The following is an 18,160-nucleotide window of genomic DNA, read 5'->3' as shown; positions in this document are numbered from 1 at the left end:
CAGCGAGCCGGTTACAATGAGTTTCATATTCCTGACTTGGTTGATGGAGGAGGCAAAGTTCCGCCCCACCAAACCGGCCTATGTAGCTCAATCTCGCATTGTTGTAACCAAATCAACTACCCCCAATCGCAACCCCGCCGCTGCCGAAACGGCAGCGGCGGGGCGCAACAGGCGAGGCCGGGCCGGGGCCTAGTAGCCCTCCTTCTGGAAGCCGAACTCGCGCAGCACGTTTTTATAGGTGTCCGGGTGGTGGGCCTTGATGAGGTTGATGAGGGCCTTGAGCACCTTGCGCAGGGGCTTTTCCTGCACGTTTTTCTGGCCGACCGCGCCGGCGGCGGTGCTTTCGGTTTTGGTGCGCTTGCCCACCAGTTCGGCGTATTCCCGGGCGATGGGCGTCCAGAAGGCCTGGCCGTACTTGCGGGCGTCGTAGCCGTGGGCGTGGACGGCGGCCACCAGCCTGGCCAGGGCCTTGGCGCGGGCGGGGCGGGCACCGGGCAGGCGCTGGTTCTTGCCCTCGGCCCTGATGCCGAACTCGTCGTAGTAGGCCTCGTCGGCGTCGCCTTCGTGGTCTTCGGCCAGGTAGCCTTTCACGAAGTTCAGGGCTTTGTCCACCTGGGCATCGAGGGTGCGCAGGCGCTGGGCCTGCGGGCTGCGGTCGTCGCCGGCCGCGGCGGCGGTGTCGAGGCTGTCGAAATAGGCCTGGGCCTGGGTCAGGAAGGCCGCTTTGGTTTTCCAGAGCAGGTCACCCAGGGCCGAGGTTTGCCAGAATTTGGCCGCGTTCAGGCCCAGGGTGGCCAGCTCCAGCTGGCCGAAAGGCAGATTGGGGGTGTAGGCGTCCGCGTCCCCGGCCTTGTCAGGGGCCGGCGGGCCGGTAGATTCGGGTGCCATAAACAAGTTGTGATTAGGTGAATAAAGCGCCGGAAGGTAGACGTTATTCTTCACACTGCCCACCAATGCCGCGCCCCAGCCCGCGCCCCGGTTCTGAGGAAGGCTTTGGGGCGGCCCCAGCCCCCTACTCGGGTTCGAAGTAGCGGTCTGGGACGGCCCCGGACCTTTCCTTGAATTCGAGGGAAGCCCTGGGGCCGCCCCAGCCCCCTACCCGGGTTGCAAGTAGGGCTCCGGGCGGCCCCAGCCGCCCCAGCCGCTACCGGGGGCGAAGGCTGCAGGCGTGTACTACTACCACTGCCGGTTAGCCGACGGCACCCTACAAAGGCTGGTTTGAGCTGGTGCGGTAAGGCCCTGGCACCAGGATTAGCGGCTGGCTTTGCTGGCCCCGCCACTGTTGCCGGCCGCGCTCACCCGCCAGATTTTGTCGCCGGCATCATCGGCCACCAGCAGGGAGCCATCGGGCAGGATGGTTACGCCCACGGGGCGGCCGCAGGCATCTTTTGAGTCGCCGCCAACGAGGAAACCGGTGAGGAAATCTTCGGGTTGTCCGGGCTTGCCATTGGCGAAGGGCACGAAAACTACTTTGTAGCCGGAATACTTTGTGCGGTTCCAGGAGCCGTGTTCGCCGATGAAGGCCCCGTTGTGATACCTGGCCGGGAAAGCGGCTTTGGTATAAAAGATGAGGCCCAGGGCCGCTACGTGCGCCCCCAATGACACATCGGGCACCAGGGCTTTTTTGATGAGGTCGGGCCGCTCGTTTTTGCGGCGGGGCTCTGCGTTCTGGCCGTAGTACGAGTAGGGCCAGCCGTAGAAGCCGCCTTCTTTCACGCTGGTGAAGTAGTCGGGCACCAGCTCGTCGCCCAGCTCGTCGCGCTCGTTCACCACGGCCCAGAGCGTGTGGGTGCCGGGCTGCCACTGCAGGCCGATGGGGTTGCGCAGGCCGCTGGCATAGATTTTCTCGCCGGTGCCGTCGGGGTTTACTTCGAGGATGTTGGCGCGGCGCACTTCATTTTCGGCCCCGTGCTCCTGCACGTTGCTGCCCGAGCCCACGGTGACGTAGATTTTGGAGCCGTCGGCATTGGCCAGCAGGTTGCGGGTCCAGTGGTTGTTGTAGCCGCCTTTGGGCAGGTCGATGATGCGCTGGCCGCGGCCCGTGATTTTGGTGGCGCCCGGCTGGTAGGGGAAGCGCAGCACGCCGTCGGTGTTGGCCACGTAGAAATTGTTGCCCAGAATCAGCATCCCGAACGGCTGCCGCAGATTGGCCAGGAAGGTGGTGCGCAGGTCGGGTTTGCCGTCCTTGTTCGTATCCCGAAACAGCGTGATGCGGTTGGCGCTGTGGTCGCGCAGCGACCGGGACTTGTCCAGCTTCAGCTCGGCGGCCACTTTATTGGTCATCGTCATCGGGATGGTGCTGGCTTCGGCCACCAGCACATCGCCGTTGGGGGCCACGTATATCCAGCGCGGGCTGTCCATATTTCCGGCGTACTCGGCCACGGCGAAGCCCGCGGGCGCGGTGGGTGTTTTGCCGGCGGGCCAGGGCACGATGTTCACCCGGTTGGTGACGGATTTGGTGGCATAGGGCGCGGGCAGATGCACCGAATCGGCCACGGGCGTGGTCACGGTTTGGGCCGGCGTGCTGGCAGCAGCCTCCTGTTTCTCTTGTTTGCTGGGGCCGCCGCAGGCCGCCAGCAGGCCCAGGCCAGCCAACAATAGCGTGGAGTTTTTCGACATCATAGCGAGGAGAAGGGTGAGCCCGCGGCCTGTTTTGGCTGGCCGACGGCACCCAACTCTACTTCGCAGCCGGAAATTGGTTGCGGCTCAGCTTATGCCAGAATGCCGCGCCGCCTTCATTCGTCCAGCAGGCCCTGCTCCTTTAGCCAGTCAAAAATCAGCTGGTCGACGGCCGAAACCTGCGGCCGGTGCCGGTACGTGAGCCACACCACCTCTTCTATTTCGGCGGCCGGCTGCAGCTGGCCGGTGTAGTGGGCCCAGTAGCAGGTCATGCGCACGAGCACACCCGCCGCGTGGCCGTGGGCGGGGGCCTCAAACGTGCCCGCATATTTCAGGCTGGCCGGGTCGAGGACTACGGTCAGTTCCTCCCGGATTTCGCGCAGCAGGGTCTGGGCATCGGTTTCGCCGGCTTCGCGCTTGCCGCCGGGGATGTAGTACCGGTCTTTGCCGCGGCTGCGGGTGCTCAGGAGCTGGCCATTGCGCAGGTGCAGCCAGGCTATTTTGTCGATGGGAGCAGGCAAGAGCTAGGTTCGGTTAATCAGATAAGCGCCGGCAACCAGCAGGGCCACCCCCAGCAGCTTGCCCGGCGAAACGCCGCTGCTGGCCAAGCTGAACAGGCCCAGCCGGTCGAACAGCAGCGCCGTGAGCAACTGCCCCGTCACTACCAGCGCAAACAGGTTGGCCGCTCCCACCCGTTGCAGCAAGAGGGTGATGGTGAGCACGTAGCCCACCCCCAGCAGGCCGCCGGTCCAGTAATACCACTTCAGCCCGCCGAAATCGGCCAGGGCGGGCGCCGGCGGGCGCGTGAGCAGCAGCAGGACCGCCGCCACCACGCTGCCGCCCACGTAGGAGATGAGCACGGCCCACAGCACGTTGTTGTGCAGGGCGCCGCGCAGCTGGCTGTTCACGGCCGACTGCGTGGCGATGGCGCCGCCGGCCAGCACCAGCAGCAGAAAGGGCAGGTAGCGCATGGCCCGGCGGCGTTAGTTGGCGGGCGCGGGCACGGGGGCCTTCACGTACTTATTCAGCCACGAATCCATTTCCCAGAGCATGTGGAGCAGGTTTTCGCGGGCGGCGTAGCCGTGGGCCTCGGCGGGCAGCACCACGTAGCGGGCGGTGGCACCCTGGCCTTTCAGGGCGGCGTAGTACCGCTCAGTCTGGATGGGGAAGGTGCCGGAATTGTTGTCGGCCTCGCCGTGAATGAGCAGGATGGGCGTCTTGATTTTGTCGGCAAAATTGAACGGCGACATGGCGTTGTACACCTCCGGAGCCTGCCAGAACGTGCGCTCCTCGCCCTGGAAACCGAAAGGCGTGAGCGTGCGATTGTAGGCCCCGCTGCGGGCAATGCCGGCCTTAAATAAGTTGGAGTGCGACAGCAGATTGGCCGTCATAAACGCGCCGTAGCTGTGGCCCATCACGCCCACGCGGGCGGGGTCTACCACGCCCAGCCGGGCGCCTTCGTCGATGGCGGCTTTGGCGCTGCTCACCAGCTGGTCGATGTAGGTATCGTTGGGTTCCTTGCTGCCCTCCCCCACTATCGGAATGCTGGCGTTGGCCAGCACGGCATAGCCCTGCGTCACCCAGAACACCGGCGAGGCCCAGCTCAGCCGCGTAAAGGTGTAGGGCGAGCCGCTCACCTGCCCGGCGTTGCTTTTGTCCTTGAACTCGACCGGGTAAGCCTCCATCAAAGTGGGCAGCGGGCCGTCGGTTTTTTTGTAGTTCTGGGGTAGGTACAGGTCGGCGGTGAGGTCCACGCCATCGGCGCGCTTGTAGTGCAGCACCTGCTTCTGGAAGCTGCCGCCGAAAGCCGCGTAGGGGTTGGGATAATGCGTTACGGCTGCGGGCGCGGCCTTTTTGCTGGCATCGCGCAGGTAGTAGTTCGGGGCCTGGGTCAGCGACTCGCGGCGGGTGAGCAGCTGCCGATGCTTGCCGCTGGCGTCGAGAATGGCCACGGGAATTTCGTAGGCCGGGGCCTCGGAGCGCCACCAGCGCGTGGTTTTGTGGGTGGCCAAATCCAGCTCATCCACGAAGGGCCGGTCGCCTTCGGGCGAAGCCCCCTCACCCACCAGGTAAATGCTTTGGCCGGTGGGGCCGCCGGTGAGCAGCACGTATTTGCCCAGGGCGTTGCGGCGCTCGTAGGGCGTACCGGGGTTGTGGTAGGTGTCCTGCTCCGAACCATCGAAGAGCACGGTGAGGGGCGCGCTGGGGGCACCGGGGTTCAGCTGCCAGGTGGTTTGGTGGCGGTCGGCCCAGCGGTAGCCTTCGGCCAGGGCCAGTTTGTCATTGGCCCAGCTCAGGCCCGCGAAGCGCAGCGGCAAGGCCGCCAGCTCCTGCGCCGGGCCGGCGAAGGGAGCCGGCAGGGTGTATAATTTATCCCGAACGTCGACCTTCACTTTGGGGTCGCCGCCGTCCTGGGCTTCGGCATAATACAGCGTGGCGGGCACGTCGGTGCGCCAGCTGTGGCCGCGCGGGCCGGCGGGCACGGCGTCGAAATTGGTGGGCACGTTATCGGCCAGCGGCAGGTCGGCCACCGGTTGAACGAGGCTGCCCGAGGCCAAATCCAGCACGTCGATGCGCTGCGGGAAGCTGCTGATGGGCAGCAGGTACGAATACGGCCGGTGCCGGGTGCGCAGCAGCACATACTGGCCATTGGGCGAGGGCGAAGCAGTTTGAATAACGCCCGGCTGGCCCATGGGCTGGGCGCTACCATCAACCAGATTCACTTTCACCAATTGTGAGGTGGCGTAATAGTCGAACAGCCGCTCATCGGCGGGGTTTTTCAGCAAATCCTGGTAGGTGCGGGCCCCCGATTTTTTGCCGCCGCCACTCTCCTGCACAGTGGGGCCGGTGGGCGCGGCATCGGCGGCGGGTGCGGGGCCGCGGCCGGCCGGCACGGTGCGGGCCAGCAGGGTTTTGCTGTCCGAAACCCACTCGAACGACGTGCCGAAGGCGTCGTTCAGGGGTGCGGCCAGCAGGCGGCGGGCCGTGGCGGTGGCCACGTCCAGCACCCACAGCTCCACGCGGCCATCGGTGCCGGTGCCGGGCGTGGTGAGGGCGAAAGCCAGTTGGGTATTATCCGGCGACCAGGTTGGGCTGCTGATATGGGCTTGCGCAGGCAGGCCTTTTACGTCGATTTCAGGACCACCGGGCAGCTTTTTTAGCTTAATGCCCACGGCGTAGCTCACCCGGCTGGGGCCGTTGGTGCGCGGATTGAAGCGCAGGCCGGCGAGGCGCAGCTCGGGCTGGGCCAGCTCGGCCACGGTGGGAAAATCCTGCACCGGCAGCAGGGCCAGCACGCGGCCATCGGAGGACAGGCTAAGACGCGGCGTGGGCGGGGCCAGCAGCAGGTCCTGAATGGCTTTGGGCGGGGTTTGGTATTTGAAATCCTGGGCCTGAGACACGGCAGCGGCGAGCAGTAAAGTGGCGGAAAGAAGCAGTTTTTTCATACGCGGAAAGGGGGATGAAAACCGGCGCGGCCGGGTGCCGCAGTGGCAAGGTAGCAACGGGATGGAATATGAAGAGTACAGTATTGAGGCTTAAGATAGAGCAAGATGGAGCGAGGCGTGGGCCTACAGGCACGCAACTTTGGGGGCCGGCTACCGGTCTGCCCATTATCTGCCACATCTGTCTTTCCCCCAATCCTTTCCTATATAAACCGACTCCTTCTCACCTTAAGCGCCACCCTAACAACTTTGGGCGCTGCCAGTGCTGGCGGGTGCTGGCTTTGCCACCCTCGGTACCGGCGACGGCGACGGCCAGCACCGCGCCACGGCCCAAGGGCGGGCAGGCTACCAAGCCAGCCTGTTCTACCAGTTTCGGCTGAATAACCGGTGGGCAGTGGTGCCCGCGCTACAGGTGAGCCGCCAGCACGTCGACCTGACCGCCGAAACCTACGGCATTTCCGATGGCGGCTATCTGGGCATTTACCGGCTCGGGCTGACCTATCTGACGGTACCACTGCGGGTGCGCGCTACGCTGGGCAAGTTTTACCTGGAAGCCGGGCCGCAGCTGGGCTTATTGGTAGGAGCCCGCGAAACGGGCACGGAATACGGTAGCACCTACGTGGGCGGCTACCAGCGCGAGTTCGACCGGCTGGCCACCGACCGCTACCGCCGTTTCGATGCGGGCCCTGCTGCCGGAGCAGGCCTGCAGCTGCCGGCGGGGTTTGGCCTCGCCGTGCAGGCCTACGCCGGGCTACTTTCCATCACGCACGTTCCCCAGTCGACCAGCTACGCAGGCTCCCTCTACAACCGCGTGGTGCAGGCGGCCCTCACGTACAAGCTGCCCGCTCGGCGCTGAAATCGGGCCGGATTCGGTGCACATCATTGGCTGCCCCATATTTGCCCCATGAAAGCCCTGCTCCTGCCCACCAAAACTTACCGCCTCAACGGCCGCCTGTGGCTCGAAACCGACGAGGGCCGCTTCCTCGGCATCGGCCGGCTGGAACTGCTGGAACAGATTGCCGCCCTGGGCTCCATCTCGAAAGCCGCGCAGGCCATGGGCATGTCCTACAAGCGGGCCTGGGACCTGGTCAGCTCCATGAATGCCCAGGCCGCCACGCCGCTGGTAGCCACCCAAACCGGTGGCAGCAAAGGCGGTGGAGCATCTGTGACTGAGGCTGGCCACAGCGCCATTGCCGCGTTTACAGCACTTCAGGCACGTTTTCAGGAATTTATGGCTGCCGAAACAAACCGGCTACGGGCTAGTTAGCAAGCAGCAAAGCGTTATATCTTTACCAATATAGCGCCACCTGACCTGCTGCAATATGCCGCCAACCACTACCCCTGCCATCCGGCGATTCGTTCATTTTTACCTGGCTTGCCTGCTGGCACTGCTGGGCTGGGCGCTCAGTGCTGGGGCCCAGGCACCCGTTCCGGCCGGTGTGCAGGTGAGCGGTGCAGGCCTCGCCCAAGCCGTTCGCGTGAGTCCGGCCCAGCTGGCCAAACTGCCGCGCCAACAAGTAGTCCGGCCCGACCACGACGGCCAGTCCCACACCTACTCCGGCGTGGCGCTCTACGCCGTACTCACGGCGGCCGGCGCCGAACTGAGCCCGGCCAAATTGCCCGGCAAAGGCATGGCCCACTACGTGCAAGTAAGCGCCGCCGATGGCTACCAGGCCGTTTTCGCGCTGGCTGAGTTGAGCTCTGATTTCGCCCCTCGCACCGTGCTGCTGGCCGACCGTTGCGATGGCCAGCCCCTGCCCGATAAATCCGGCCCTTACCAAATCATCGTGCCCGAGGAGAAAAAGATGGGCCGGTGCGTGCGTCAAGTACAGGCCTTGCGCATCGTGGCGGCCCAACCCTGAGGCGAGTCGACCACTCCGTTTTTTTCACCAATTCTTGCCCATTATGCTACCACGCCTACTAAGGAGCGCACGCTTTGCGCTGCTGCCCGCGGGGTTAGTCCCCGTCCTAACCGCTCACGGCCAGAAAGTTATTTCCACCGACACCACTCGCAACAAAATAGACCTGAAGGAAGTGGTGGTCTCTGCTTCGCGGGTGGAAGAGAGCTTTTTGCAGTCGCCCGTGACCGTGGAGAAACTTAACCCACGGGCCCTGCGGCTCACGCCCGCGCCGTCGTTTTTCGATGCCATCGAGCACCTCAAGGGCGTGCAGGTCATCACGCCCAGCCTGGGTTTCAAAGTCATCAACGCCCGGGGCTTCACCAACACGACCAACGTGCGCTTTGCCCAGCTGGTAGATGGCGTAGACAACCAGGCGCCCCACATTGGTGGGCCAATCGGCAATATCCTGGGGCCGAGTGATTTGGACATCAATTCGGTGGAAATTGTGCCGGGCACAGCTTCGGCTTTGTACGGGCTGAACGCCATCAACGGGCTGGCAAATTTCCGGACGAAAAACCCATTCAATTCCGAGGGCCTGAGCGTGCGGCAGCAAACGGGCGTCAACCACCTCAACGACCCGAATGTAAAGACGTTCGGGTCGGGCAGCTCGCCGGAAAGCATCTACTCCGAAACCAGCGTGCGCTACGCCAAGGTGCTGGTGGCCGATAAGCTGGCCTTCAAAATAAACGGCACCTACCTGCGCGCCTACGACTGGGTGGCCAACGACCAGAACGACCTCAACCCCAACGGCAACGCCACCACCGGCCTGTTTGGGGCCGACAACCCGGCCCGCGACCCCACCAACGGCTACGGCAACGAGTCATCGGACCGCAGCACGCTCACGCTGGGCGGCAAGCAGTATTCGGTGGCCCGCACCGGCTACAGCGAGCGGGATTTGGTGGACTATAACCTCAAGACCCTTAAGGTCGACGCGGCCTTGCACTACCGTTTCCGGCCGGGCACGGAGCTGGCCTACACCTACCGCGTGGCCGGTTTCGACAACGTGTACCAGCGCTCGAACCGCTTCCAGCTGAAAGACTACCGCCTGCAGCAGCACGCCCTCACCCTGACCACGCCCGTGGTGCAGGCCCGCGCCTATCTCACCCAGGAAAACACCGGCCAGAGCTACAACCTGCGCTCGATGGGCGAGAACATTGACCGCAGCTTCAAGCCCGATGCGCAGTGGAACACCGACTACACCAGCGCCTGGAACACGGCCGTGGCCGCCGGCCAATCGGTAGCCACCGCCCACGCCACCGCCCGCACCGCCGCCGATGCCGGCCGCCTGCAGCCCGGCACCGACGCCTTCGACCAGCGCCTGAGTACGCTGCAAGGAATCAATAACTGGGACGTGGGAGCGGCCCTGCGCGTGCGCGCCGACCTGCTGCATGGTGAGGCCCAGGTGAACCTGGCCGCAGCCCTGCGCCGCAACGGCGGCCACCTGCCCACCAACCTCGACCTACTGGCCGGGGCCGACCACCGCACCTACATCGTGGTGCCCGACGGCAACTATTTCATCAACCCCAACCCCGGCAAAGACCCGCTCACCGACAACCTCACCTACTCCAAAACGGGCGGTTTCCTGCAGGCCGGCGGCCGGTTTTTCGATGAAAAACTGCGCCTCACGGCCACCGTGCGGGTCGATAAAAACGACTACTTCGACGTGAAATTCAACCCACGCTTCACGGCCGTATTCTCGCCCACGCAGCGGCAGAATTTCCGCGTCAGCTACCAGAGCGGCTACCGCTTCCCGAGCCTGTTCGAGGGCTTTTCCAACGTGAACAGCGGGCAGGTGAAGCGCATCGGCGGGCTGCGGGTGATGTCGGACGGCGTGTTTGAAAACAGCTACCTGCGCACCAGCATTGATGCTTTCAACACGGCTGTCACGGCCAACATCAATGCCAATACCTCTGCCGCCACGGCGGCCCAGAAGCGACAGTTGGCCATTGCCCAAAACCAGAACCTGCTGGTGAAAAACCCCTACACCTATATCAAGCCCGAGTACATCCGCTCGTTCGAAGTGGGCTACAAAGCCGCCTTCGGGCCGGGCGGGCGGCTGGTGGCCGACGTTGATTTCTACTCCAACTCTTACCGCGACTTCATTGCCCAGGTCGAAGCCTACGTGCCGCAAACCAGCGCCGGGGTGGCCCTCAATACCGGCACCGACCTCAACCCCATCGCCACGGCCCTGAATGCGCGCTCCGGCCAGGCCCGCTACCGCCTCTGGACCAACTCGCAAAGCCAGGTGTATAACTACGGCGGCTCCGTGGGCCTGCGCTACGAGGTGGGCCGCGGCTACCTCATCGGGGCCAATACCACCTACACCCGCCTCGACCGCACCGAGAACGGCGACGGCCTGGAAGACGGCTTCAACACCCCGCGCTGGGCCTATAATCTCAGCCTCGGCAACGAAAACGTGTATAAAAACTTCGGCTTCGGCCTGAACTACCGCCACCAGAGCGGCTACTTTTCCCAAACTTTCCTGGTGGTTGGCGACGTGCCCGCCTACAGCACCCTCGACGCGCAGCTGAGCTATGCCGTGCCCGCTGCGCAGGTACGTTTCAAGCTGGGCGCCAGCAACGTGCTAAATAATTACTACGTGTCGTACCTCGGCGGGCCGAGCGTGGGCGGGCTCTATTATCTGGCAGTAACTTATTCAGTGTTGTAAGCCCCGCTGCCATCGCACGAGGCAGAAGGCCGTGGAGGCGACAGATTTGGCCACAAAAAAGGCCCGCTCTCATCGAGCGGGCCTTTTTTCAATCATCAGCTAGATGAGCTGAACCTACTTGCGCTTGGCCGGGGCCTTTTTCACCGGGGCCTTGCGGGCCGGAGCTTTTTTGGCAGGAGCCTTCTTCATCGGAGCGGCTTTCACCGGCTCGGGTGCGATGGCCGGAGCCGGGCCGTACTTCACCTCGGCGGCATTGGGGTCGCCGGTAAGGTAAAGGTCGAACTCGACGCGACGGTTCAGGGCCTGGCCGGCGGCCGTGGCGTTATCGGCAATCGGCTTGGTTTCGCCGAAGCCGTGCGATACAATGCGGTCAGCGGGCACAGCCTGGCTCAGCATGTAAGTGCGGGCCGAAGCGGCACGGTCATCCGAAAGGCGCAGGTTGTAGTTGTCGGCACCTTTGCTGTCGGTGTGGCCGGCAATGCTCAGCGTGTAGTCCGGGTACTCAGCCATTACAGCGGCCAGGTCTTTCAGCGTCGGGTACGAGCTGGGCAGCAATACAGCTTTGTTGAACTCGAAGTTGATGAACTTGGTGGCCTCCTGCAAGCGCTTTTTCGTCTCGGCTTTCACTTCGGGGCAGCCTTTGTTCGAAGCGGGACCGGCGCGGTCGGGGCAACGGTCCTGGTAGTCGGGCACACCGTCGCCGTCACGGTCAAGCGGGCAGCCGTTGGCGTCCACTTTCACACCGGCCGGGGTGCCGGGGCACTTGTCGTTCTGGTCAATCACGCCGTCGTTATCAGCGTCGGGGCAGCCACCGAGCTCGGCTTTGCCGGGGGTGTCGGGGCACTTGTCGTCGGCATCGGTCACGCCGTCGCCGTCGCGGTCAGGGCAGCCTTGCAGCGCGGCCACGCCTTTCACGTCGGGGCACTTATCCTGGTAGTCCGGTACGCCGTCGCCGTCTTTATCCAGCGGGCAGCCGTTGGGGTCCACGGCCACGCCTTTGGGCGTGCCGGGGCATTTGTCTTTCTTGTCCGAAACGCCGTCGCCGTCCTCATCCTTCATTTTGCCCAAGGCCACCGTCAGACCGAGCGAATGCACCAGAAAACGGTCATACAGCTTGTCGGCAGGGTTAGCCGGGCCATACAAGTTGTCACTACGCTCCGTGAACGGGTAGTGCTGGCTAGTGGTCAGGTCCAGAAATACTGCCTCGCTGAGGCGAAACCGCAAGCCCGCCATGCCAAATACTTCGGGCCGACGAATCTGGTCAACCCCAAACCCTTTGCCATTGACTTGCCCCGAGGTATTAGCCAGGAACATGCCGCCGCCACCCATCAGGAAGGGCTGAATGAAAGCATCTTCCTTCAGAATTTTACCGTTGTTGAGCTTCAGCTTGATGCCCAGGTCCACCATGCCATTGCGCAGCTCGAAGTTATTGCCAGCTTTGTTTGATGAAAACCTATAGGTTTCATAATTGCCCAGCAAGCTCAGGTCGAATGACGGCGACAGGTAGCGCGTGATGTGCCCGCCTCCACCAACCCGGAATTCTTTGGGATAGCCAATATCCCAGAAATCGGTGCCCATGTTACCGTTGTACTGTTCCAGGCTAACGTTGGCGCCGATGGCAGTCTTTCTATCAGCAGTCTGGGCTTCCGAATGCGGAGCTGCCATGCCGAGCATAACAGCGCCTATCGCAAGTCCACGAAGGAGTTGAGGTTTTGGAATCATAATTTGGGGTGTGGGAATAGATGCGTGAATCCGCAGTTGGCTTTTCGGCCAGTTTTCAGATGTGCTACTATACCTATCCTATCCAAAAAAGTTGCTGTTTTTCCCTGTGTGCCCCGTAGAGAGAATGCTTAAAACCCTTGACCACTAGCCATTACAGCTTCATAATTGCTCTGCCTCTCCCCTAAACTGGTCAGTTAATTAATGGCCATAGGTCGCGGTGCCTCACCTCTACGACAGAACCTGCATACCGAAAACACGGCCTCCGCACTGCCCCATCTGAGCGGGTAATCGAGGGCCTTACCGACTTTTCGCAACCGGCAACGAAGGCGCGTTCACACCCTATTTTACCCGCGAAAACTTTGCATCTCTACTGCCGCCGGTCACCATAATCTGGTCGGTTGCGGGCAGGTAATGCACGGGGACCTTCTTGACGCCATTGTCAATCACAAGGCTTTTGGTAGCTTCATCGTAGGCGGCCACCAGGTCTTGCTGACCTTCGTGGATATAGAAAGTGTCGCCCGTCCGCTTGATGTAGGTGTGGGTTTCGGCGTTGGTGTCCGCACTTTTCCACTCGCCCACAAACTTGTCGCGCGGGTCAATTTCCTTCTTCGCTTCGGTGGTACAGGCGCTGCCCGCCATGAACAGCAAAACGACCAGCAAGCGCGCAACCAAAACTTTCATGTTGTCCAACGTTAAATGCCAACGGCTAGAACCGGCCAAAATTCAGCCCCAGAATCAGCACGATGCCGATGACCATGAGAATCAGGTACGTCTCGACGGCGCCGGTTTGCACGTAGCGCAGCAGCTGCCCGCCACCGTTCACGGCCCGGCCAAATACGCCCGCCACGGGGTTGATAACGCCGTTTTCGACAAACTTGTACAGGCCCGACGACAGCGCCATGATGGGCCGCGTGAACAGCGTATCGTACAACTCGTCGATGTAGTATTTGTGGTACACCAGGCTTTCGGGGGCCGGGCGCTGGGCCTCGTCTTCGGCCGGCCGCCGGGCGCGGGCCACGTACTGCACATATGCCAGGATGATGCCCAGCAGGCCAGCAGCCACCGACAGGCCCATGAGCATCAGCTCGGTGCCTTTGTCCGGCTCAGCCGCGAAGGCAGCCGGCAGAATGCGTTGCGAGTAGGTAAAAATCGGGGCCAGATATTCGGCCAGATAGTGGTGCCCACCGGTGAACATGGGCGCGCCCATAAAGCCGCCCACCGCCGCCAGAATGGCCAGAATGATGAGCGGAAACGTCATCGAAGCGGGCGACTCGTGCAGGTGGTGCTTCTGCTCCTCGGTGCCCCGGAACTCGCCGAAGAAGGCCAGGAACAGCAGGCGGAACATGTAGAAAGCCGTCAGGAAAGCCGTGAGCAGGCCCATGGCCCACAGCACTTTGTTGTGCTCGAAGGCGTGCGCCAGGATTTCATCTTTGGAGAAGAAGCCCGAGAACGGCGGAATGCCCGAAATGGCCAGGCAGCCAATGAGGAAGGTGATGAACGTAATGGGCAGCGCCTTGCGCAGGCCGCCCATGCGGCGCAGGTCCTGCTCGTTGCTCATGGCGTGGATAACCGAGCCGGCCCCGAGGAACATCAGCGCCTTGAAGAAAGCGTGGGTGAGGACGTGAAACAGGGCCGAGGAGTAGCCCATTACCCCCAAAGCCAGGAACATATAGCCCAGCTGCGACACCGTGGAGTAAGCCAGCACCTTCTTGATATCGTTCTGCGCCAGACCGATAGTGGCCGCGAATAGCGCCGTGGCCGCGCCCACAATGGCGACAACCTGCAACGTATCGGGCGAGAGCGTGAACAGCACATTGGCCCGCAGCACCATGTAAATACCGGCCGTGACCATGGTAGCCGCGTGGATGAGGGCCGATACCGGCGTGGGGCCGGCCATGGCGTCGGGCAGCCAGGTATAGAGCGGCAGCTGGGCCGATTTGCCCATCGCGCCCACAAACAGCAGCAGCGTGATGGCCGTGCAAATGCCCACGCCATACGTTCCGAACTGGCCCAGCGAAGCTTTCTGGAACACTTCAGCGTACTGCACCGAGTTGAACGTCAGATAAATCAGGAAAATGCCGAGCAGGAAACCCAGGTCACCGATGCGGTTGATGATGAAGGCTTTCTTGGCGGCGTTGTTGTAGTCGGTGTTCGTATTCCAGAAGCCAATGAGCAGGTAGGAGCACAAGCCCACGCCTTCCCAGCCGATAAAGAGGATGACGAAGTTGGCCCCCATGACCAGCAGCAGCATGCTGAAAATGAACAGGTTCAGGAAGCTGAAGAACTTGCCCACGTTCTCGTCGTGGTGCATGTAGCCGATGCTGTAGACGTGAATCAGGAAACCCACGCCCGTCACAAGCAGCAGCATTATCAGGCTGAGTTGGTCAATCTGGTACTGAAAGGGAATTTGCAGCGAGCCCACCGAAATCCAGTCGAACAGCTGCACCGTGTACTGGTACTGAAAATTCAGAAACAGCATCACCGAAATCAGGAACGAGCCCAGCACGGTGGCGCTGCCGATGAGGCCGGCTACGGTGCCGGAAAGCTTCTTGTTCAGCAGCCCGTTCAGCAAAAACCCCAGGAAGGGCAGCAGCGGAATGAGAACGTAGAGCAGCGTGGGGTAAGGGGCGTTGGCGCCGGGGAGAACGGTTTCTTGCATGAGGATTTACTATGCTAACAAACAGAACGTCATGCTGAGCTTGTCGAAGCATCTCTACCGCAGGAGTATTGATTACTATCGCAGTAGAGATGCTTTGGCAAGCTCAGCATGACGGTTTTTTGCGACTTGACATTACCACTTCAAGCGGCTGAGCAGGTTGACGTCGGTGGTCTGGAAATTGCGGTAAATCATGACGATGATGCCCAGGCCCACCGAGACTTCGGCGGCGGCCACGGCCATGATGAAGAACACGAATACCTGACCGTTGGGGTCGGAGCGGTAGGCCGAAAAAGCCGTCAGCAGAATGTTCACGGCGTTGAGCATCAGCTCGACGCACATGAAGATGATGATGGCATTGCGCCGCACCAGCACGCCCGTGACGCCAATGGCAAACAGGGCCGAGGCGAAAAAGACGTAGTACTGAAGCGGAACAGTCCGAATGACTTCGGGAATGGTCTGGGAAACGGTTGGGTCCATGCGGAAGAACCAGCGAATGGGCAATGTGCAGCCGGCCGGCCGGCAAAGGTACCCTGAAAAACGAAAAAACAGGGCCCGAAAACCGGTTTGAAGTGCGGGCCTGCAAAAACTTAAAGTAATTTCGGGGGGCCGGCGTCTGCTTAGGCACAATGGAAACCTTGGCACTCTCCCTTCCCTCTCCCCTCCTTCCGATGTCGGCTTCGCAGCAGGACCGTCAGATTGCCGAAGCCGTGCGGCAGCAGCGGCCCCGGCTTCTGCAGTTCATCCGCCGGCGCATCCCCGACGAAGCCGAGGCCGAAGACCTTCTGCAAGACGTCTTTGCCGAGCTCGTGGAAAGCTACCGGCTGCTCAAGCCCGTGGAGCAGGCCGCAGCCTGGCTCTTCCGGGTGGCCCGCAACCGCATCACCGACCTCTACCGCCGCAAGCGCCCGGTGAGCCTGGAAGAAGCCTTCGGCGCGGCCGAAGCTTCCGATGATGGTGAGGGCCTGATGCTGGCCGACCTGCTGCCGGCCCCCGACGACTCGCCCGAAAACCGCCTGCTGCGCGAAACCCTCATGGAAGCCCTCAGCGAGGCCCTGGCCGAATTACCGGCCGCCCAGCGCCAGGTATTCGTGTGGCACGAGCTGGAAGACAAGACTTTCCGCGAGATGGAGGAAGAAACCGGCGTGCCGCTCAAAACCCTGATTTCGCGCAAGCACTACGCCGTGCTGCACCTCCGCAAACGGCTGCAGAAACTGTACACCGAATTGTTCACCGATTAGCTTTTAGTTGTCGGTTGCTCGTTGCTCGTTGTCAGAATTACCCACTATTCCCGACGAAGCCAGCGACTAACAACCGACAACCAACAACTCACAACTATACCTATCATGGACCGTAAATTCTGGCTGCTCCGCGGCCTCCGCTTTTTCCTTTTTGCGGCGCTGTTTCTTACCGCCGCCGTTTTTCTCACCCAATACCTGTGGAACTGGCTGATGCCGACGTTGTTCCACCTTCCCGCCATCAGCATAGCGCAAACCATTGGCCTGCTGGTGCTGAGCCGGATTTTGTTTGGCTTCCGGGGTGGGCGGCACAGCAGCTGGGCCCAGAAGCGCAAGGCGTGGCAGCAACGCATGGCCGGCCGCATGGAAAACCTCAGCCCCGAGGCCCGCGAGAAGTTTCGCCAGCAAATGCGCAGCCGGTGCGCCGCGAGCTGGATGGGGAAAGCCGAACCCACCGCCGACGCCACTGCGCACCAGCCCGTGTAGGTTGTCGAATAAGCCCGGCGTGGGCTTTTAAAAAAAATTTCTTGGCGCGGCTCCTTTTCAAGGGGCCGCGCTTTTTTTATTTCAATTTTATTTAGATATTTGTCTAATCATTAAAACGTCGTCATGAATGCCCTCTTCAAAGCCCTGAACGACCCCACGCGGCGCGCCATTTTGGAGCGGCTGCGCGCCGGCCCCCAAACGGCCGGGGCCATTGCCGAGCAGTTCCAGTTCTCGGCCCCCACCATCAGCCACCACCTCGATTTGCTGCGCCAGGCCGACCTCGTCACCAGCCAAAAGCAAGGCCAGTTCGTGGTTTACACCCTCAACATGACGGTGTTCGACGAACTCCTGGGCTGGCTCTATCAATTTAAATCCTAAGCATTTCCCATTTTTTTCAGTGCGCTCATGAAAAAGAACCTGCTGCCCTGGCAGTTCCTGACGCTGGTGGTGCTGGTACTGCCTTCCATTTACCTGCTGAAGGTGTGGCCGGCGCTGCCCGACCAGGTGCCTTCGCATTTCGGCCTCGACGGCCAAGCCAACGGCTATACCAGCCGCAATCAGCTGTGGCTGCTCACGCTGGCCCTGCCGCTGGGCGTGGCCCTGCTTTTCGCAGTGCTGCCGCGCCTGGACCCCAAGCACCGCCTCGACGGCGACAGTGTGAACTTTCAGAAACTGCGCCTGGCGGTGGTGGCGTTGCTGGGTGGCCTGGCTTGTTACGTTCTGTACCTGGCCATGCATCCCGGCACACCTCCCGGCCGGGGCCTGGCTGTGCTGCTGGGGCTGTTTTTTGCCTTTTTGGGCAATTATCTCACCACGGTGCAGCCCAATTATTTTGTGGGAATCCGTACGCCCTGGACATTGGAAAGCCCGGCCGTGTGGGCCCGCACGCACCGGGTGGGCGGCATTCTGTTTTGCGTTTCGGGGCTGTTGCTGGCCGGGCTGGCATTCGTGCTGCCGCCAACGTGGATTGAGCCCGTGCTCCTTGTCTTTATTCTGGGCACGGCAGGCTTCAGCTATGCCTATTCGTATGTGGTATTTCGAGAAGAAGCGCGCCTCAACAAGCCGGCGTAAACTATATCCCGGCAACGGGCAAAAACCGGTTGCACCTACGGTTGATTTTTCAGAATTTACGACCCAACAAGCCACACCACCACCAGAAGGCCCGTGGCGCTATGCCATGGGCCTTCTGGTGCGTAATCGGGTTATAGACAGCAGCGTTATTTTGCGCTTATCTTAGGACGTGTAAACAATTAAAGCCACATCAGGATGGCTCCGAGGGTGACCATTGCCAGAAAGGTGCTGGCGTTCTTTTCGTAGCGTGAAGCGAGGCCCCGAAACCGCTTGAGGCGGTTGAAGCAGCGTTCGATTTGGTTACGATTTTTGTAGACTTCTTCGTTGTGCTCAATCACTTGCGTCCGATTTTTTTT

General features: G+C 61.8%; 19 protein-coding genes. 9 read left to right on the top strand and 10 right to left on the bottom strand.

The genetic code is table 11. The annotated features are described in order from the left end of the window. A partial coding sequence (locus J4G38_RS24270) for a hypothetical protein (protein ID WP_226163780.1) occupies positions 1-193 on the top strand: 193 nt, incomplete at its 5' end. On the opposite strand, the gene J4G38_RS24265 is transcribed toward J4G38_RS24270, so the two are convergent. The 5 genes from J4G38_RS24265 to J4G38_RS24245 form a co-directional block, all read right to left on the bottom strand. Then, on the bottom strand, positions 190-888 hold the full coding sequence (locus tag J4G38_RS24265; RefSeq protein ID WP_210521505.1) for a hypothetical protein: 699 nt from the start codon (positions 886-888) through the stop codon (positions 190-192). The genes J4G38_RS24270 and J4G38_RS24265 overlap by 4 nt on opposite strands. A gap of 363 nt (positions 889-1,251) precedes the next feature. Continuing rightward, entirely contained in the window at positions 1,252-2,622 is a 1,371-nt protein-coding gene (locus J4G38_RS24260) for a PQQ-dependent sugar dehydrogenase (RefSeq protein WP_226163778.1), read from the bottom strand. A 113-nt stretch (positions 2,623-2,735) separates the two neighbouring features. Beyond that, on the bottom strand, positions 2,736-3,140 hold the full coding sequence (locus J4G38_RS24255) for an NUDIX hydrolase (RefSeq protein ID WP_210521504.1): 405 nt from the start codon (positions 3,138-3,140) through the stop codon (positions 2,736-2,738). A 3-nt stretch (positions 3,141-3,143) separates the two neighbouring features. Next, positions 3,144-3,590 (bottom strand): DMT family transporter, encoded by a 447-nt coding sequence (locus J4G38_RS24250; protein ID WP_210521503.1) that lies wholly within the window; start codon positions 3,588-3,590, stop codon positions 3,144-3,146. A gap of 12 nt (positions 3,591-3,602) precedes the next feature. Then, entirely contained in the window at positions 3,603-6,065 is a 2,463-nt protein-coding gene (locus J4G38_RS24245) for a prolyl oligopeptidase family serine peptidase (RefSeq protein ID WP_210521502.1), read from the bottom strand. 259 nt (positions 6,066-6,324) lie between these two features. Here J4G38_RS24245 and J4G38_RS24240 point away from each other — a divergent pair, with 259 nt between their 5' ends. The 4 genes from J4G38_RS24240 to J4G38_RS24225 are packed head-to-tail and all read left to right on the top strand — an operon-like array spanning position 6,325 to position 10,631. After that, positions 6,325-6,918 carry a porin family protein gene (locus J4G38_RS24240; protein WP_210521501.1) on the top strand — a complete coding sequence of 198 codons (594 nt, stop codon included), beginning with the start codon at positions 6,325-6,327 and terminating at the stop codon, positions 6,916-6,918. A gap of 48 nt (positions 6,919-6,966) precedes the next feature. Then, the gene (locus J4G38_RS24235; RefSeq protein ID WP_210521500.1) at positions 6,967-7,329 is read left to right on the top strand and encodes a winged helix-turn-helix domain-containing protein; all 363 of its coding nucleotides are present in this window, start codon (positions 6,967-6,969) and stop codon (positions 7,327-7,329) included. Positions 7,330-7,384: 55 nt separating this feature from the next. Next, positions 7,385-7,924: a molybdopterin-dependent oxidoreductase gene (locus J4G38_RS24230; protein WP_210521499.1), complete on the top strand. Its 540-nt coding sequence runs from the start codon at positions 7,385-7,387 to the stop codon at positions 7,922-7,924. 43 nt (positions 7,925-7,967) lie between these two features. Then, positions 7,968-10,631 carry a TonB-dependent receptor gene (locus tag J4G38_RS24225; RefSeq protein ID WP_210521498.1) on the top strand — a complete coding sequence of 888 codons (2,664 nt, stop codon included), beginning with the start codon at positions 7,968-7,970 and terminating at the stop codon, positions 10,629-10,631. A gap of 114 nt (positions 10,632-10,745) precedes the next feature. Here the strand turns inward: J4G38_RS24225 and J4G38_RS29075 are convergent, their stop codons facing one another. The 4 genes from J4G38_RS29075 to nuoK form a co-directional block, all read right to left on the bottom strand. Next, a complete protein-coding gene (locus J4G38_RS29075) occupies positions 10,746-12,296 on the bottom strand; it encodes an OmpA family protein (RefSeq protein WP_317198231.1) in 1,551 nt (516 codons plus the stop codon). Positions 12,297-12,692: 396 nt separating this feature from the next. Beyond that, entirely contained in the window at positions 12,693-13,034 is a 342-nt protein-coding gene (locus J4G38_RS24210) for a hypothetical protein (protein WP_210521496.1), read from the bottom strand. Positions 13,035-13,059: 25 nt separating this feature from the next. Beyond that, on the bottom strand, positions 13,060-15,012 hold the full coding sequence (gene nuoL / locus J4G38_RS24205; RefSeq protein ID WP_210521495.1) for an NADH-quinone oxidoreductase subunit L: 1,953 nt from the start codon (positions 15,010-15,012) through the stop codon (positions 13,060-13,062). Between the two features lie 132 nt (positions 15,013-15,144). Continuing rightward, on the bottom strand, positions 15,145-15,489 hold the full coding sequence (nuoK, locus tag J4G38_RS24200; protein WP_210521494.1) for an NADH-quinone oxidoreductase subunit NuoK: 345 nt from the start codon (positions 15,487-15,489) through the stop codon (positions 15,145-15,147). 191 nt (positions 15,490-15,680) lie between these two features. On the opposite strand from nuoK, the gene J4G38_RS24195 reads away from it, so the two are divergent. From J4G38_RS24195 to J4G38_RS24180, 4 genes are all read left to right on the top strand, one after another. Further along, entirely contained in the window at positions 15,681-16,250 is a 570-nt protein-coding gene (locus J4G38_RS24195; protein ID WP_210521493.1) for an RNA polymerase sigma factor, read from the top strand. A 105-nt stretch (positions 16,251-16,355) separates the two neighbouring features. Next, entirely contained in the window at positions 16,356-16,733 is a 378-nt protein-coding gene (locus J4G38_RS24190; RefSeq protein ID WP_210521492.1) for a hypothetical protein, read from the top strand. A 123-nt stretch (positions 16,734-16,856) separates the two neighbouring features. Further along, positions 16,857-17,111, top strand: coding sequence for an autorepressor SdpR family transcription factor (locus J4G38_RS24185; RefSeq protein ID WP_210521491.1), 255 nt, complete (start codon positions 16,857-16,859; stop codon positions 17,109-17,111). 27 nt (positions 17,112-17,138) lie between these two features. After that, positions 17,139-17,804, top strand: a complete 666-nt coding sequence (locus J4G38_RS24180) for an SdpI family protein (protein ID WP_210521490.1) — start codon at positions 17,139-17,141, stop codon at positions 17,802-17,804. A gap of 179 nt (positions 17,805-17,983) precedes the next feature. Here the strand turns inward: J4G38_RS24180 and J4G38_RS24175 are convergent, their stop codons facing one another. Continuing rightward, complete coding sequence (locus tag J4G38_RS24175) at positions 17,984-18,142, bottom strand: transposase (RefSeq protein WP_226163232.1); 159 nt, start codon at positions 18,140-18,142, stop codon at positions 17,984-17,986. Positions 18,143-18,160 lie beyond the last annotated feature (18 nt).

Source organism: Hymenobacter terricola (assembly GCF_017921975.2).
GTDB classification, from domain to species: Bacteria; Bacteroidota; Bacteroidia; order Cytophagales; family Hymenobacteraceae; genus Hymenobacter; species Hymenobacter terricola.
Note: the sequence above shows the minus strand (reverse complement) of the source record. Positions and strands in the feature narration are given on the sequence as shown.

Coding starts and splice junctions, on each gene's coding strand:
- J4G38_RS24265 (WP_210521505.1), bottom strand. CDS start 888: ATGGCACCCGAATCTACCGGCCCGCCGGCCCCTGACAAGGCCGGGGAC.
- J4G38_RS24260 (WP_226163778.1), bottom strand. CDS start 2,622: ATGATGTCGAAAAACTCCACGCTATTGTTGGCTGGCCTGGGCCTGCTG.
- J4G38_RS24250 (WP_210521503.1), bottom strand. CDS start 3,590: ATGCGCTACCTGCCCTTTCTGCTGCTGGTGCTGGCCGGCGGCGCCATC.
- J4G38_RS24245 (WP_210521502.1), bottom strand. CDS start 6,065: ATGAAAAAACTGCTTCTTTCCGCCACTTTACTGCTCGCCGCTGCCGTG.
- J4G38_RS24235 (WP_210521500.1), top strand. CDS start 6,967: ATGAAAGCCCTGCTCCTGCCCACCAAAACTTACCGCCTCAACGGCCGC.
- J4G38_RS24230 (WP_210521499.1), top strand. CDS start 7,385: ATGCCGCCAACCACTACCCCTGCCATCCGGCGATTCGTTCATTTTTAC.
- J4G38_RS24225 (WP_210521498.1), top strand. CDS start 7,968: ATGCTACCACGCCTACTAAGGAGCGCACGCTTTGCGCTGCTGCCCGCG.
- J4G38_RS29075 (WP_317198231.1), bottom strand. CDS start 12,296: ATGGCAGCTCCGCATTCGGAAGCCCAGACTGCTGATAGAAAGACTGCC.
- J4G38_RS24210 (WP_210521496.1), bottom strand. CDS start 13,034: ATGAAAGTTTTGGTTGCGCGCTTGCTGGTCGTTTTGCTGTTCATGGCG.
- nuoL (WP_210521495.1), bottom strand. CDS start 15,012: ATGCAAGAAACCGTTCTCCCCGGCGCCAACGCCCCTTACCCCACGCTG.
- nuoK (WP_210521494.1), bottom strand. CDS start 15,489: ATGGACCCAACCGTTTCCCAGACCATTCCCGAAGTCATTCGGACTGTT.
- J4G38_RS24195 (WP_210521493.1), top strand. CDS start 15,681: ATGTCGGCTTCGCAGCAGGACCGTCAGATTGCCGAAGCCGTGCGGCAG.
- J4G38_RS24190 (WP_210521492.1), top strand. CDS start 16,356: ATGGACCGTAAATTCTGGCTGCTCCGCGGCCTCCGCTTTTTCCTTTTT.
- J4G38_RS24185 (WP_210521491.1), top strand. CDS start 16,857: ATGAATGCCCTCTTCAAAGCCCTGAACGACCCCACGCGGCGCGCCATT.
- J4G38_RS24180 (WP_210521490.1), top strand. CDS start 17,139: ATGAAAAAGAACCTGCTGCCCTGGCAGTTCCTGACGCTGGTGGTGCTG.